Here is a 14,036-nt window from a genome sequence, read left to right as displayed (position 1 = left end):
TAAAAATACATCTAAATCAATATGTTAGACGTATTTTCGCAGTGCGGCTTCCGCCTTGACAGCGAAAGGACCCCTCCGTATGTTTGCGGCGCTTTCGCGGGCCTTGGCTGGCGGAGGTGGGGTACATCAACTGGCTTCGGCCAATCGGGCTCGCTCCATGACAGGTGATAAGCCTAGCGATCCTCCCTCACTCGACGATCTGGACACCAGATTGAGGCGAGCACGTGGCGAGGATAAAAATGAGAGCGGTCCGAAGGGCGGTCGCGGTGCCATGGCTTCCGAGGGTCTCGGAATGGCAATGCGGATCGGGGTTGAACTGGTTGCCGGAGTCGGTGTTGGTGCCGGTATCGGATACCTCTTGGACAGATGGCTTGGGACCGGTCCCTGGCTGCTCATACTGTTCTTCTTTCTGGGCGCTGCCGGCGGCATGATGAATGTCTACCGCGCTGCGACTGGAGAAGGTTTGCAGATGGGTTACCGCCGGTCCTCGACAGATAATCGGCCCGATGATCGGGCCGGCGGCGAATAGGGGAACGAAGCGTGGCATCACCGGTCGCACAGTTTGAGCTGAAATCTTACGGCCCCCAGATCGAGGTCGGCGGAGTCGATCTCTCCTTTACCAATTCCGCGGCCATGATGGTCGTGGCGATTGTTGGGATCGTCGCGTTTCTGACCGTGTCGATGAGCGGGCGGAAGCTGGTTCCGGGGCGTTGGCAGCTGATGGCGGAGCTCTCCTATGAGTTCGTCGCCAACATGGTGAAAGAGAATGTCGGCAGCGAAGGACGCAAGTACTTCCCCTTCATCTTCTCGCTCTTCATGTTCATCCTGTTCAGTAACCTGTTCGGTATGGTTCCGATTCCGGAAATCCATTACACGCCGACCAGCCAGATCATCGTCACTTTCGCCATGGCTTTTGTTGTGTTCATCGGCGTTACGCTGATTGCACTGGCCCGTCATGGCCTGAAATTCTTCACCTTTTTCTTCCCGTCCGGCGCGCCTGTCTACATGGCGCCGCTGTTGATCCCGATTGAGGTGATTTCCTATTTTGTTCGTCCGGTCAGCCTCTCTGTTCGTCTGTTCGCGAACATGATGGCCGGTCACACGATGCTGAAGGTGTTTGGCGGCTTTGTCGTCGCACTCGGCGTCTTTGGGGTTGCGCCCCTTGCCCTGATTGTGGCACTGACCGCCTTCGAAATCCTGGTGGCGGTGCTCCAGGCCTATGTTTTCACCATTCTCACCTGCCTCTACCTGCATGATGCGATCCATCTGCATTGAGGCCTGAGGGAACCAGAAACCGGGCCGGATCTCCGGCCTGATATGTGCACTACCTGATCCAAAGGAAGGATTTGAACATGGACGTTGAAGCCGCGAAGATGATTGGCGCCGGTATCGCTGTTATTGCCCTCATGGGTGTTGGCGTTGGTATCGGAAATATCTTCTCCACCCTCGTTGCTTCCATCGCCCGCAACCCGGCGGCGCGTAGCGAAGTCTTCGGCATCGGCATTCTGGGCTTCGCCCTGACCGAAGCCGTGGCGCTCTTCGCGCTGCTGATCGCGTTCCTGATCCTGTTCTCGTAAGACCGGTTCGAGTGAGAGCCGCCGGCCGCATGTGCGGTCCGGCTCTCTCCGGTTTAAATGAGAATACTGGAACGGAATTGGACAGCGGTATGAAGCGCTTGCTCAGATTTTCGGCTGTGCTCGGTGGCACTGGCGCTTTTGCGCTTATTGCCAAGGGAGCCATGGCTGCCAGCGAAAGTGGCGGCGGCGGTACCTTGCCGCAGCTCGATGTCGGCACGTTTCCGACCCAGATCTTCTGGCTCTTTGTTACGTTCATCGTGCTCTATATCGCGATGTCGAAGGTTGCCATCCCGCGCATCGAGTATGTGCTGGAAGAACGGCATAGCCGGATTGCTGAAGATCTCGATAAGGCCGGGAAGCTCAAGGCGGATGCTGAAGAGGTTCAGGCCAACTACGAGAAGGCTCTGGCGGATGCCCGTGGATCTGCCCAGAAGCTGATCGGCAAGACCAAGGACGAGGCTGCCGGCAAGAATGCGAAAGCAGAGGCGGAAGCCGATGCCGTCGCAGCCAAGCAGGTCAAGGAAGCCGAAGCCCGGATCGATGAAGCCCGCACCGAAGCACTCGCGAACGTCAAAGACGTGGTGAGCGAGGTTGCAGGTGATGCGGTTGCCAAGCTCATCGGCGTCAAGGTCACCAAGACCGACCTCAAGAAGGCGGTTGCACTGGCCATGGAGACGAAGTGATGGAACATGATCCGACATTGCTGGGCCTGGGCGCTACAGGCTGGGTCGCGGTTGCCTTCATTATCTTCGTCGTTGCCACGATCAAGCCGATCGTCTCGAAGGTTGGCGGCATGCTGGACGAAAAGTCCGCAGCCATCGGTGCCCAGCTGAAGGAAGCCGAAGCCCTGCGTGAAGAAGCGCAGGCCGCTCTGGCGAACTATCAGCGCCTGCAGCGCGATGCGCTGAAGGAAGCCGAAGAGATTGTCGGTCACGCCAAGGAAGAAGCCGCCCGCATCCGCAAGGAAGCGAAGCAGCATCTGGCCGAAACCTTGAAGCGCCGTGAAGAACAGGCCGCCGAGAAAATCGCGCGGGCTGAAGCTCAGGCTCTTCAGGATGTTCGCAACCAGGCCGTTGAATTGGCCATGGCGGCGACCGGTAACCTGCTGGCCGAGAAAATGACCACCGAGGTCAACGAAAAGATCGTCAAGAGCGCGGTCGCGGACCTCCCGGCCCGGCTCCAGTAAACGAACATCATGTGTTTCGAAAAACCCCGCTTCAGCGGGGTTTTTTGTTGTCATTTTTATGTAAATCAGCCGGAAATTGGCTGTTTTTTACATCAAACGGTCATTTGCACTCGGTTTCGGCTGGAACTAACCCTCAAGCGTAAAATGTCCATGACGGTATACCGCCGTCATGATCCGTATTCGGGCGCAAGAGATAGTCATGTCGGACATTGTTTTTGAACAACAGCACATCGGTTCGGAGACGGAACAGCGGGCGCCATCCTCAGGCCTCGGCTCCCGCATCAGCACGAAACTGGTTCTGTCGGCTGCCGTGATGACGGTCCTGGTTTTCGCCGGCTTGCTCGTCGCCATCTACATCATTGTGTCGATGGTTGCCGAGAGGGAAGACCAGCGGGCAGCCTTGCTTCGGGCAATGAACCAGGATCTCCGCGCCCAGGTGATGACCTTGCAGCAGAGCTATTTCGAGATCCCGAAGCGCCTTGAAGTGAATCCGTCGGCGGAGTTGAAGAACTGGGCTGTCGAGAATGGTGCTGCTGAGACCGTGCATTCCGGGCGGGACGCTATCGTCGCGCGCTACAAGAAGCGCAGACAGCGTCGGGACCTTCAGAAAGCGGCGAACTTCATTGTTGAAGATGTGGATGGCGGTGCGGCCATCTCATTCGGGGCGTTCGACGGCGGTGAATATGCGGACGCAGTGACCGAGCTGACGATCCCCGGCGTGACCGCCGACGCGGCCAATCAGAAAATCGCGGACCTCTTTAACACGGCCAGTCTCGAGCAACGTCTGGCAATCGTTAAGGGCGAGTTGGTGGATGAGGCGCTGGCGGCGGAGCAGGTCCGCAACGCGATCGTGCAGGAAAACGAAAAGATCCTGGCGAAAGAGAGCGAACTGAGTGTTTTTGAAAGCCAGGCCAGAGCCCTGCTCGCAATCCTGGCCGGTGTGGGCACTCTGCTCGCCATTGCGGCGGCCTATGCGTCAAGCCGAATCATCGTTACGCGGCCGCTTGAACGGGTGACGCAAGCGATCCGGGCCGTTGCCTCGATGGAGCAGGTGACGGTTCCCTATCTTGAACGCAAGGACGAGATAGGCACGATCGCGCGCCGTGTGGGCCAGTTCCAGTCGGTACTGAAAGAAAACGCCTTGCTGCAGGAGCGGACAAGTGCCGCGCACAACGCACAGGCAGAGGAAGTCGACCGCCGGGAGCAGATCCTGAAATCCTTCGAGAAGGAGATCGGTCTGATCCTCACCGAAGTCGCCGGGGCGACGCAGCGGATGGAAGACGTCACGCGAACGATGAAGGACTCGGTTTCCGGAGCTGCCGGCAGTGCGGAGAAAGCCCGCTCGGCGTCAATTACGGCGGCTGCCGGTGCAGGCGGAGTGTCGGAGGCTGCGGCCTCTCTCGACCGGTCGATATCGGATCTCGGGCTGGTTATCCGTGCCGCGGCGGAATCTTCCGCTCTGGCGTCCCAGCGCGCCGAGAGCACGACGGCTACCGTCGGGCAGCTGACAACACTGGCCGGTGAAGTCGGTGGCTTTGCCGATATCATCAGCACGGTTGCCCATCAGACAAACCTGCTGGCTATGAACGCAACAATTGAGGCGGCCCGGGCCGGTGAGATGGGGCGCGGTTTTGCGGTTGTCGCCGGTGAGGTCAAATCACTCGCCGGGCAAACCGAGGATGCGGCTCTGCAAATCTCCCGTCAGGTCACGGAAATGCGCTCCGTCATCGATGCTGCGGTGAGCGCGATTGGCGAGGCGATCGAGAGCGTTGCGTCGATCGACCGGAATACCCAGGACGCGGTTTCCGCCATGACCGCGCAAACCGAAGCAACACGGGAGATCGCCAGCAGTGCCGATGGCGCGGCGGCGGCAAGCAACGAGGTCAATTCCGGTATCGCCAGCCTTGCCGAGGCGACGGTGCGGAGCGAGGACGCGGCACGGGAGGTCGATGCGACCGCCGATGCCATGAGTGCGCTCAGCCGCCGTCTCCGGATGCTCAGCTCAAGCTTCTTTCAGGATATCCGGGTTGCCCCCGCCGAATAGAGAGCACGAGCTTCAGAGCATGTTCCGGGGGATCGACTCTTCGAAGTCTTTCTCGAAGATCAGCGCGCCCGACTCATAAGCCTCGATTCGTCCGGTGACATGGAAATGGGTCGCATCGCCGGTCAGCGTACAATAGGTCTCCGTTGCTACATTCCAGTCGCCGCGTGACAGGCCCTGGCTCCAGTGGGTCTCCATACGCGCACTCAGCGGGTCGCCGGGCTGGATTGAATAGGTCTCCCGGGCGGCATGCTCAGTCGTCAGATCCAATTCGACAATCCGGTCGCTCCCGAAATCATCGAAGATCGCGATCTTCTGTCTGCCGGTCTCGGCATCCGTCGTGATCGTCCGCGTGTTTGTTGCGGGGCGCAGGATATCCTTCTGCAACTGAGGAGCCGCCTCAGCCTCGGCAAAGGGCTCATAGGGCGTGTCGGTTCCGTCCGTAGGGCGCAGGGGCAGGGAGAGGCTGCTGATGCCCTCTGAGAGCGTTACCGTGGCCGCTTCCGGTGCCGGCCAGATCATCGGCCAGTAGTTCGTGGAGAGTGAAACCCGAACCTTGTGCCCCGGAGGCACGGCATAGGCGATATCGTCCAGCCGGAGTGACACGCGATAGCGTTTGCCCGGCGAGAGCGCTTCCGGGTGTTCGTGGCTGTCCCTATGCGTCAGGTTGAGGACGCCGTAGGTGATCCGGGTCGCCGATCCGTCCTGTGCGATGTCGTTCAGCCGGGCGATCAGGTGCGCCACCGGTTTGTCCGAGGAGATCTCAAGATCGAGCACTGGAGCGCCGAGAATCTCCATCCGCCCATCCAGTGGCGCGGTCTCGAAACAGACGGAGCCCGCATCGTCCACGCGCTGATCCGTCGGTCCTTCGGGGCCAAGCCAGATCATGCAGTATTCCCCGCCAGCCTGACCGACGGTCTCCGGTGAGCGGATCAGAGTTTCGGCATTGTCGCCCGAAGCGCCGGATGTCTCTTTCAGGCGCCCGTCCTGCAGATAAAGGCGCGTGGCCTCCACGTTCGGGCTCGGCCAGCTCTGCTCGCCAAGCCAGCGGCCGTCGCGGGTCTCGTAGGCAGCTTTCGGCGGCACGGACTCCTGCATATAGACCCGGAAGGCCGGGTCCTGCTCGACGCCGCGGTCGATTCCCTTCAGCCAGTGATCCCACCAGCGCAGGCATTCCTGCAGGAAGCCGATGGCCGGGCCGGGAACGGCAAAGTGCGGATATTTGTGCAGCCAGGGGCCGACAATACCGCGGACGAAGTCCGGCAGATTTTCCAGCATGCGCGGCACTGCGTTGCTGTAGGCGTCGGACCAGCCGCCGACGGCCAACACTGGCACGGTCATGCGGGCATAATCCTCGCAGACCGATCCGTGTTTCCAGAATTCATCGCGGGTCTGGTGGTGTAGCCAGTTTGCGATCAGCAGCGGCTCGGCTTCCAGCCGTTTCAACCAGGTCTCGCGCCAGCTCTCGCCAACCAGCGCCGGGTCCGGCGGCCGCGAGGAATATGACAGCATGGTCGAGGACCAGCCCATATTCTCGTTGAGCATCGCCCCGCCCTTGTAATGGATGTCGTCCGCATAGCGGTCATCCGTGGAGCAGATGGTGATGACGGCCTTCAGGGCCTCGGGCTGGTGGTAAGCGACCTGCAATCCGTTGAAGCCGCCCCAGGAGATCCCGATCATGCCGACGGCGCCACTGCACCAGGGCTGGCTGGTGATCCAGTCGATCACCTCCAGCGCGTCGTCCTGCTCCTGCGGCAGGTACTCGTCTTCCATGATGCCGTCGGACTCGCCGTTGCCGCGCATGTCGACGCGGATGGCGGCATAACCATGGCCGGCGAAATAGGGATGGGTCAGCGCATCGCGGGCCGATGTTCCGTCCCTCTTGCGGTAGGGGAGATATTCGAGGATCGCCGGGACGGGGGCATTCTCGGCGCCTTCCGGCAACCAGATCCGGGCGGCCACGCGGCAGCCGTCACTGAGGGTAATCCAGCAGTTTTCGATTTCCCGCACCGCATGCGGAAATTGTCCGACAGTTTGCATGGAGACTCCAGGCGCCTTCGGTTTAGTGGTCGGCCGCTTTCAGAACCCGGCCCTGCTTCGCCAACTCGGCCCGTTCGGCCAGCAGGTCGTCGAGCCAGTCCGGATCCATTTCCGGCACGGAAGACAGCAGAAGGTCCGTATAGTCGTGATGCGGCGGCTTGAACATTTCCGTCTTCGAGCCGTGTTCCACGACCTCACCTTGCAGCATCACCACGACCTCGTCCGCGATGGCGCGAACCGTCGCAAGATCGTGCGTGATGAACATGTAGGACAGATCGAGCTCGTCCTGCAGGCGTTGCAGCAGTTTCAGGATCTCTTCGGCGACAAGCTGGTCGAGCGCGGAGGTGACCTCGTCGCAGATGATCAGCTGCGGCTCGGCCGCAAGGGCGCGGGCGATGCAGATCCGCTGCTTCTGGCCACCCGAAAGTTCCGTCGACAGCCGGTCGATATAATCGTCCGGCTCCAGCTCGATCAGGGACAGCAACTCGCGCACCCGGTCTTCCAGCTGCTTGCCGCTCAGCCCGAGATAGAAAGCGACCGGCCGGCCGATGATATCCCGGATACGCTGGCGCGGGTTCAGCGCGGTATCCGGCATCTGGTAGATCATCTGCATGCGGCGGAGCTGATCCTTGGAGCGTTGCCTGTAGTTCGGCGGCAGGATCTCGCCGTTATAGCTGACCGCGCCGCTCGCCGCCGGCAGCAGGCCGGTGATCACCCGTGCGAGCGTACTTTTGCCGGAGCCCGATTCCCCGACGACAGCAACTGTTCGCTTCTTGTGGATATCGACGGAGACGCCGTGCAGCACCGGGATTTTTCCGTAGGCGGCAGTGACGTTGTCGACTCTGAGCAACGGCTCTTCGCCGACCGGATTGGCCATTTCGGCGCTCTTGAAACTGCGCACGGCGAGCAGGTTCTGCGTATAGGTCTCTTTCGGGTCCGCCAGCATCGAGCGGGTCTCGCCTTCCTCGACCAGATTTCCATGCCGCAGGACCATGATCCGGTCCGCCATCTGTGCGACGACGGCGAGATCGTGGGTGATGTAGATGGCGGCAGTCCCGAATGCTTCGACGGCATCGCGGATCGCCGCCAGCACCTCGATCTGGGTGGTCACGTCGAGCGCTGTGGTCGGCTCGTCGAAAATAATCAGGTCCGGTTTGCAGGACATGGCCATGGCGGTCATGGCGCGCTGTAACTGCCCGCCCGAGACCTGGTGCGGATAGCGCTGTCCGATCCCGTCCGGATCCGGCAATTGCAGCCGGGCGAACAGCTCGCGGGCTTCAGCTTCCGATGTGGCCTTATCCGAAAGGCCATGCTGCACAGGGGCTTCGGTGAACTGGTCGATCAGCCGGTGTGCCGGGTTGAAGGCGGCGGCCGCGCTCTGTGCGACATAGGAAATGCGGGAGCCCCAGAGATGCCGCTTCTCGGAATCCTTTGCCGCGGCCAGATCCATGCCGTCGAACAGAATTTCTCCACCGGTGATGCGGCAGCCGTCCCGGGCGTAACCCATGGCGGCGAGGCCAATGGTCGATTTGCCGGCACCGGACTCGCCGATCAGGCCGAGAACCTCGCCCTTGCGCAGGTCGAGATCGACCCCGTGCACGATCTCCTGCCAGCTATCGCCGCTCATGCCCTCGATACGCAGCCCGCGGATGCGAAGGAGGATGTCTTGGTCGCTCTGCTCGCTCATTCTTTCAATCCGCTTGCCTTGTGGAGGAACCAGTCGACGACGAAGTTCACCGCAACGGTCAGCAGCGCAATGGCTGCCGCCGGCATCAGTGGCGTGATGTCGCCGAAGGTGATGAGGGTCGCGTTGTCACGGACCATGCTGCCCCAATCTGCGGTCGGCGGCTGGATGCCGAGGCCGAGGAAGCTGAGCGCGCTGATGAACAGGAATACGAAGCAGAACCGCAGGCCGAACTCCGCTACCAGCGGCGGCAAGGCATTCGGCAGGACCTCACGGCTCATGATCCACCACAGGCCTTCGCCGCGCAGCCGGGCCGCCTCGACATAATCCATGACCACAATCCCCATCGCGACCGCACGGGCCAGGCGGAACACCCGGGTCGATTCAAGCACGGCGATGACCAGCACCATGTTGGTGATCGAGGTCCCGACGATGGTCAGGACGAGAAGGCCGAAGATCAGGGCCGGGATGGCCATCAGGACGTCGACAACGCGTGACAGAAGCTGGTCGACCCAGCCCGAGATCGCCGCGGCGAGGAAGCCGGTGACCGAACCCAGCAGGAAGGCAAGTATCGTCGTCAGGAAGGCGATACCGATGGTGTTCCGCGCGCCGTAAATCAGCCGGGTCAGCATGTCCCGGCCCAGGCTGTCCGTGCCGAGGATGAACCCGTCGCCCCACAGCTCGAACTCAGCGCCGACGATTTCCGTTTCGCCATAGGGCGTCAGCACCGGCGCGAAGATGGCGACGAAGGCGTAGCCAAGAATGATGAAGATGCCGAACTTCGCGCTCCAAGGTGCGCTGGCCAGCAGTTTGAGGGTGGCGTTCATTGGACTTCCTCCCTCATCGCGGATGCAGCAGGCGCGGATTTGTCAGGATCGACAGAATGTCCGCGAGCAGGTTGAGCAAGACGTAGGTGCCGGCAAAGATCATGGCAGACGCCTGCACGACCGGAAGATCGCGCTTGGAGACCGAGTCGACCATCAGCTGGCCCAGGCCCGGATAGACGAACACCACCTCGACCACGACCACGCCGACAATCAGGTAGGCGAGGTTGATCACCACGACATTGATGATCGGAGCCAGGGCGTTCGGCAGGGCATGCTTGACGATGACGCGCGCCCGGCTGAGGCCCTTGAGGTTCGCCATCTCGATATAGGGGCTGGCGAGCAGATTGATGATCGCCGCCCGGGTCATCCGCATCATGTGTGCGACGACGACGAGGGTGAGGGTCAGGGCGGGCAGCAGGACCTTGTAGACCTTGTCCCAGAACGGCGTCGCATCGCTGATATTGGCGATGGACGGGAAGATCGGGAAGGTCACGGAAACCAGGAAGATCAGGATATAGGCAACAAAGAATTCAGGAAACGAAATGGAGCTCAGCGTCACCACGTTGACCGCGCGGTCGTAGAAGGAATGGCGGTACAGTGCTGCCAGAACACCGAGAGTGAGGGCAAGCGGCACGGAGATCGCGGCAGCGGTCACGGCAAGGAACAGCGTGTTACCGAAACGCAGGCCGATCAGCTCGGAGATTTCGCGCTTGTTGGCGAGGGAGCGGCCCATATCGCCCTGGAGCATGCCCCAGAGCCAGTCGAAATACCGTATGTGGGCGGGAACATCGAGACCGAGCTCCTTGCGGAATGCGGCAACGGTCTCTGGCGTGGCGCTCTGGCCGAGAATTTCTTCCGCGATATCGCCGGGAAGCAGCTCGATACCGAGAAAAATAATGAGTGAAACAATAAAAAGGGTCAGGAAGCCCAGCGCAAAGCGCTGGGCAACCATTTTGAGGATTTGTGACATGGGGCTGACCTACGGTGTCCCCTGCCCTTAGGCGAAGGACCACCGTTCCGCAAACTTGGAACCGTCAAGCTCCCAGTTACCGGCCATCTGTTCGGAGGGCAGGATTTTGTCGGTTGCGGCGAACACATAGTTCGCGAACATCGGCACGACCACGCCACCGTCGTTGCTGACGATTTCCTGCATCTCGTAATACATGGTCCGGCGCTTGTCGCTATCGAGCTCGGCACGGGCGGCGAGGAGCAGTTCGTTGAACCGGTCGTGCTTCCAGAACGTGTCGTTCCAGTCGGCACCGGCGGCATAAGCCGTTGTGAACATCCAGTCTTCGGTCGGACGGCCGCCCCAATAGCAGGCGCACCAGCCCTTTTTCATCCAGACGTTCGACCAGTAGCCGTCGTTCGGCTCACGCACGACTTCGATATCGATGCCTGCCTTGGCCGCGTGCTCCTTGTAGAGCACGGCAGCATCGACAGCGCCCGGGAAGGCGGCGTCTGCGGCGGAAAGCTGGATCGTTGTGCCTTCCATGCCTGCCTTCTTGAAGTGGAACTTCGCCTTGTCCGGATCATACATGCGCTGGGCGAGGCCTTCGGCATGATACTGGTTGGTCGGGCTGATCGGATGGTCGTTACCGACAACACCGTGGCCGCGCAGGATCTTTTTCACCAGCTCTTCACGGTCGAGGGAATATTTGAGCGCCAGACGCAGGTCGTTGCTGTCGAACGGCGCCGTGTCGGTGCGCATCGGCATGGTGTAGTGCTTGTAGCCCACCGTCTCCATGACGTTGATGCCCTTCTGGCGTTTCAGAAGGTGAACCGTCTTCAGGTCGGCCCGGTCCATCATGTCGATTTCGCCGGTGGTCAGGGCGTTCTGACGGGCGGCAAGGTCGATGATGGTGATCAGTTCGACCTGGTCGAAATGGCCCCGGTCGGACTTGAAGTAGTTCTTGTTCTTGTTGGCCATCAGTCGGACACCCGGCTCGTAGTTCTCGAGCGCATAGGGGCCTGTGCCGATGCCTTCGGTCGGGTCGATCTTGCCGTCCTTGGCCGGTTTGATGGCAATGTGGTAGTCGCTGATCACATACGGGAAGTCGGCATTGCCGGCTTCGAGCTCGATCACGACCTCGTTCTTGCCGTCTGCCTTCATCGACTTGACCTGCTTCAGCAGGGATTTCGCGGCGGACTTGGTGTCCTCGCCCATATGGTACTCGATGGACGCGATCACATCGGAGGCTTCAAGGGTCTTGCCGTTGTGGAACTCAACGCCCTGGCGCAGCTTGAAGGACCATGTTTTGGCATCCGGGGAGGCTTCCCAGCTTTCCGCCAGTTCCGGCTTCACAGTGCCGGTATGGTCGACTTCGCCGAGATGGTTGAACAGGGTGTAGTCAAGGGCGAGAGAGAAGCCGTTTTCGTAGGTCGCCGGATCGAGCGAGTCAGTGGTCGATCCGTGTGCGATGCCGGCCCGCAGATGGCCGCCCTTTTTGGCCGCATAGGCCTTTTTTCCCATCAGTGCCGAAGTAGACGCTGCAGTCACGCCGAGTGCCGCGGTGCCGCCGAGAAATCCTCGACGGGATACGTCAGTGTTCATCGCTGACGAGAGCTTGTTGTCCGATTTCATACGAGCCTCCTGTTTTGCCAAAGTGTTGCGCCGATTATTATTCTTGCTTTGTTAGGCGCCAATCCGATTGATCGGATGAATTTGAATTCAAGGCGGTAATAGTACGGGATACCGAATTTAAATCAACACGGTCCGGTCGGGATTGTGGGTATTGGCGCGATTTTGGCAGTGCAAATCGGTGGCGGTCAGACGGTGCCATGCTATATGCAGAGCGCCGAATTGCTTGGACTGGACTGAATGGCTAATAAACCTGACCGGACTAAAATCAGCCTCACGGACGAGGCCAGCATTTCACTGCTGAGGCGTGTGGTCCGCGATCTTGTGAGGCCCTATACGGGACGTCTGATCCTGGCCGGGCTTTGCATGGTGCTGGTTGCCGGCGCGACTGCGGCCTCAGCCTGGCTGATGGATCCAATGGTGAACAAGATTTTCATCGAGAAGGATCTGTCGGTGCTGTGGCTGGTTGCCGGCGCCGTCGTCGCGACCTTCTTCGTGAAGAGTGTTGCGACTTATATCCAGGAAGTGCTCGTCGGCTATGTCGGCCAGCGGGTTGTCGCGGATACCCAAGCCCGGCTCTACCGGCATCTGATCCATCTCGATCTCGGCCTGTTCCAGGACCGGCACAGCGGCACCCTGATTTCGCATTTCACGTTCGACATCAATGCAATGCGTAACGCGGTGGCAAATGCCCTGGTCGGTCTCGGCCGAGACACCCTGTCCGTCATCTTCCTCGTCGCCGTGATGTTTTATCAGGAGTGGATGCTGGCCTGCATCACCTTCATCGTCGCCCCGATCTCCGCCTATCCGATCCGCCAGCTCGGCAAGCGGATGCGCCGCGTCTCGGCCGAGACGCAGGAAGAAATGGGCGCGATGACAACCCTGCTGACCCAGGGCTTTCAGGGCATCCGCATGATCAAGTCCTTTGGGCTGGAGGAGAATGAGACCGGCCGGATCCAGGGGTTGGTGGAGCGGATCTTCCAGTTGAACTACCGGGGTATCCGAGTGAAGGCCGCGCCGCAGCCGATCATCGACTTCCTCGGCGGTGTCGCCGTGGCGGCGGTGATCGCCTATGGCGGCGCCCGCGTGATCGAGGGGCATACGTCTCCCGGCGCCTTCTTCTCGTTCATCGCAGCCACTCTGATGGCGTATCAGCCGATGCGGGCGCTCGGCAAGATCGCCACCAATATCCAGGAGGGCCTTGCCGCAGCGCAGCGGGTGTTCGCTCTGCTTGATCAAGAACCGAAGATCAAGGACGCACCGGGTGCCGGACCGCTGCCACGGGCTGCCGGTGCGGTGAAGTTCGATGCCGTCCGTTTTGCCTATGGCGCGACGGCTCCGGCTGAGGATGTGACCGCTGAGGACGGCATGGCGCCGGATGCCGCGCTTAACGGCGTAAGTTTCGAGGCGCCGGCCGGCAAGGTCACAGCATTGGTCGGCCCCTCCGGCGCTGGAAAGAGCACGGTGCTTTCCATGATCCCGCGCTTTTACGATCCGGCGGACGGCTGCGTCATGGTCAACGGGCTCGATATCCGGACCGTGACCCTCGAAAGTGTCCGCGAGGCGCTTGCCATTGTCAGTCAGGACGTCGTGCTATTCGATGATTCCGTCATCAACAACATTCGCTTCGGCCGGCTCGATGCGAGTGACGAGGAGGTCCGGGCCGCGGCCAAGGCGGCGGCGGCGGATGGCTTCATCACTGAATTGCCTGATGGCTACGAAACCGTGATCGGCGAGCAGGGCACGAAGCTCTCCGGCGGTCAGCGTCAGCGGCTTGCGATCGCTCGCGCTATTCTGAAGGACGCGCCGATCCTGCTTCTGGACGAAGCCACCAGCGCGCTGGATACCGAGTCGGAGCGGCAGATCCAGAATGCCCTCAAGATCCTGATGAAGGGGCGGACAACCATCGTCATCGCGCATCGGCTGTCGACCATTCAGCATGCGGATGTGATCCATGTCTTCGATGGCGGTCGTGTGGTTGAAAGCGGCACCCACGATGCGCTGATCGGCGAGGCCGGGCTCTATGCGCATCTGCACGCCTTGCAGTTCGGACCTAGCGATGCCGCGCACAGGGATCGTGCGGTCTAAGGATCAGCCCGCCAG

At 60.8% G+C, this 14,036-nt stretch carries 12 protein-coding genes; 7 read left to right on the top strand and 5 right to left on the bottom strand.

Annotated elements, in window-relative coordinates; translation table 11 throughout:
* The first annotated feature begins 211 nt into the window (after window positions 1–211).
* The 6 genes from K328_RS0113585 to K328_RS0113560 all read left to right on the top strand — a co-directional run bounded on the left by K328_RS0113585 (window position 212) and on the right by K328_RS0113560 (window position 4,807).
* A complete protein-coding gene (locus tag K328_RS0113585) occupies window positions 212–529 on the top strand; it encodes an AtpZ/AtpI family protein (protein ID WP_245577540.1) in 318 nt (105 codons plus the stop codon).
* 11 nt (window positions 530–540) lie between these two features.
* Window positions 541–1,275 carry a F0F1 ATP synthase subunit A gene (locus K328_RS0113580; RefSeq protein ID WP_028466438.1) on the top strand — a complete coding sequence of 245 codons (735 nt, stop codon included), beginning with the start codon at window positions 541–543 and terminating at the stop codon, window positions 1,273–1,275.
* Between the two features lie 77 nt (window positions 1,276–1,352).
* Complete coding sequence (locus K328_RS0113575; RefSeq protein WP_028466437.1) at window positions 1,353–1,577, top strand: ATP synthase subunit C family protein; 225 nt, start codon at window positions 1,353–1,355, stop codon at window positions 1,575–1,577.
* Window positions 1,578–1,666: 89 nt separating this feature from the next.
* Window positions 1,667–2,260: a F0F1 ATP synthase subunit B family protein gene (locus K328_RS0113570; RefSeq protein WP_084608314.1), complete on the top strand. Its 594-nt coding sequence runs from the start codon at window positions 1,667–1,669 to the stop codon at window positions 2,258–2,260.
* Window positions 2,260–2,763 (top strand): F0F1 ATP synthase subunit B family protein, encoded by a 504-nt coding sequence (locus K328_RS0113565; protein WP_028466435.1) that lies wholly within the window; start codon window positions 2,260–2,262, stop codon window positions 2,761–2,763. Before K328_RS0113570 ends, K328_RS0113565 begins: the two co-directional genes overlap by 1 nt.
* 199 nt (window positions 2,764–2,962) lie before the next feature.
* Window positions 2,963–4,807 carry a methyl-accepting chemotaxis protein gene (locus K328_RS0113560; protein ID WP_028466434.1) on the top strand — a complete coding sequence of 615 codons (1,845 nt, stop codon included), beginning with the start codon at window positions 2,963–2,965 and terminating at the stop codon, window positions 4,805–4,807.
* A gap of 12 nt (window positions 4,808–4,819) precedes the next feature.
* Here the strand turns inward: K328_RS0113560 and K328_RS0113555 are convergent, their stop codons facing one another.
* From K328_RS0113555 to K328_RS0113535, 5 genes are read right to left on the bottom strand one after another with little or no spacing between them, the layout of a single operon-like run.
* Window positions 4,820–6,844, bottom strand: coding sequence for a CocE/NonD family hydrolase (locus K328_RS0113555; RefSeq protein WP_028466433.1), 2,025 nt, complete (start codon window positions 6,842–6,844; stop codon window positions 4,820–4,822).
* 22 nt (window positions 6,845–6,866) lie between these two features.
* Window positions 6,867–8,531 (bottom strand): ABC transporter ATP-binding protein, encoded by a 1,665-nt coding sequence (locus tag K328_RS24030; RefSeq protein WP_036554299.1) that lies wholly within the window; start codon window positions 8,529–8,531, stop codon window positions 6,867–6,869.
* Window positions 8,528–9,355 (bottom strand): ABC transporter permease, encoded by an 828-nt coding sequence (locus tag K328_RS0113545; RefSeq protein ID WP_036554297.1) that lies wholly within the window; start codon window positions 9,353–9,355, stop codon window positions 8,528–8,530. Before K328_RS0113545 ends, K328_RS24030 begins: the two co-directional genes overlap by 4 nt.
* A 13-nt stretch (window positions 9,356–9,368) precedes the next feature.
* Entirely contained in the window at window positions 9,369–10,325 is a 957-nt protein-coding gene (locus K328_RS0113540; protein WP_028466431.1) for an ABC transporter permease, read from the bottom strand.
* A gap of 27 nt (window positions 10,326–10,352) precedes the next feature.
* On the bottom strand, window positions 10,353–11,936 hold the full coding sequence (locus tag K328_RS0113535; protein ID WP_028466430.1) for an ABC transporter substrate-binding protein: 1,584 nt from the start codon (window positions 11,934–11,936) through the stop codon (window positions 10,353–10,355).
* A gap of 237 nt (window positions 11,937–12,173) precedes the next feature.
* On the opposite strand from K328_RS0113535, the gene K328_RS0113530 reads away from it, so the two are divergent.
* On the top strand, window positions 12,174–14,021 hold the full coding sequence (locus tag K328_RS0113530; RefSeq protein WP_036554295.1) for an ABC transporter ATP-binding protein: 1,848 nt from the start codon (window positions 12,174–12,176) through the stop codon (window positions 14,019–14,021).
* The last annotated feature ends 15 nt before the right edge of the window (window positions 14,022–14,036 follow it).

This window comes from Nisaea denitrificans DSM 18348, assembly GCF_000426505.1.
GTDB lineage: Bacteria > Pseudomonadota > Alphaproteobacteria > Thalassobaculales > Thalassobaculaceae > Nisaea > Nisaea denitrificans.
This window is presented reverse-complemented; position numbering and strand designations above follow the sequence as displayed.

Bases quoted from the DNA above. Each gene is read 5' to 3' on its own strand.
- K328_RS0113575 (WP_028466437.1), top strand. From the start codon at position 1,353: ATGGACGTTGAAGCCGCGAAGATGATTGGCGCCGGTATCGCTGTTATT.
- K328_RS0113570 (WP_084608314.1), top strand. From the start codon at position 1,667: ATGAAGCGCTTGCTCAGATTTTCGGCTGTGCTCGGTGGCACTGGCGCT.
- K328_RS0113565 (WP_028466435.1), top strand. From the start codon at position 2,260: ATGGAACATGATCCGACATTGCTGGGCCTGGGCGCTACAGGCTGGGTC.
- K328_RS0113560 (WP_028466434.1), top strand. From the start codon at position 2,963: ATGTCGGACATTGTTTTTGAACAACAGCACATCGGTTCGGAGACGGAA.
- K328_RS0113555 (WP_028466433.1), bottom strand. From the start codon at position 6,844: ATGCAAACTGTCGGACAATTTCCGCATGCGGTGCGGGAAATCGAAAAC.
- K328_RS24030 (WP_036554299.1), bottom strand. From the start codon at position 8,531: ATGAGCGAGCAGAGCGACCAAGACATCCTCCTTCGCATCCGCGGGCTG.
- K328_RS0113545 (WP_036554297.1), bottom strand. From the start codon at position 9,355: ATGAACGCCACCCTCAAACTGCTGGCCAGCGCACCTTGGAGCGCGAAG.
- K328_RS0113540 (WP_028466431.1), bottom strand. From the start codon at position 10,325: ATGTCACAAATCCTCAAAATGGTTGCCCAGCGCTTTGCGCTGGGCTTC.
- K328_RS0113535 (WP_028466430.1), bottom strand. From the start codon at position 11,936: ATGAAATCGGACAACAAGCTCTCGTCAGCGATGAACACTGACGTATCC.
- K328_RS0113530 (WP_036554295.1), top strand. From the start codon at position 12,174: ATGGCTAATAAACCTGACCGGACTAAAATCAGCCTCACGGACGAGGCC.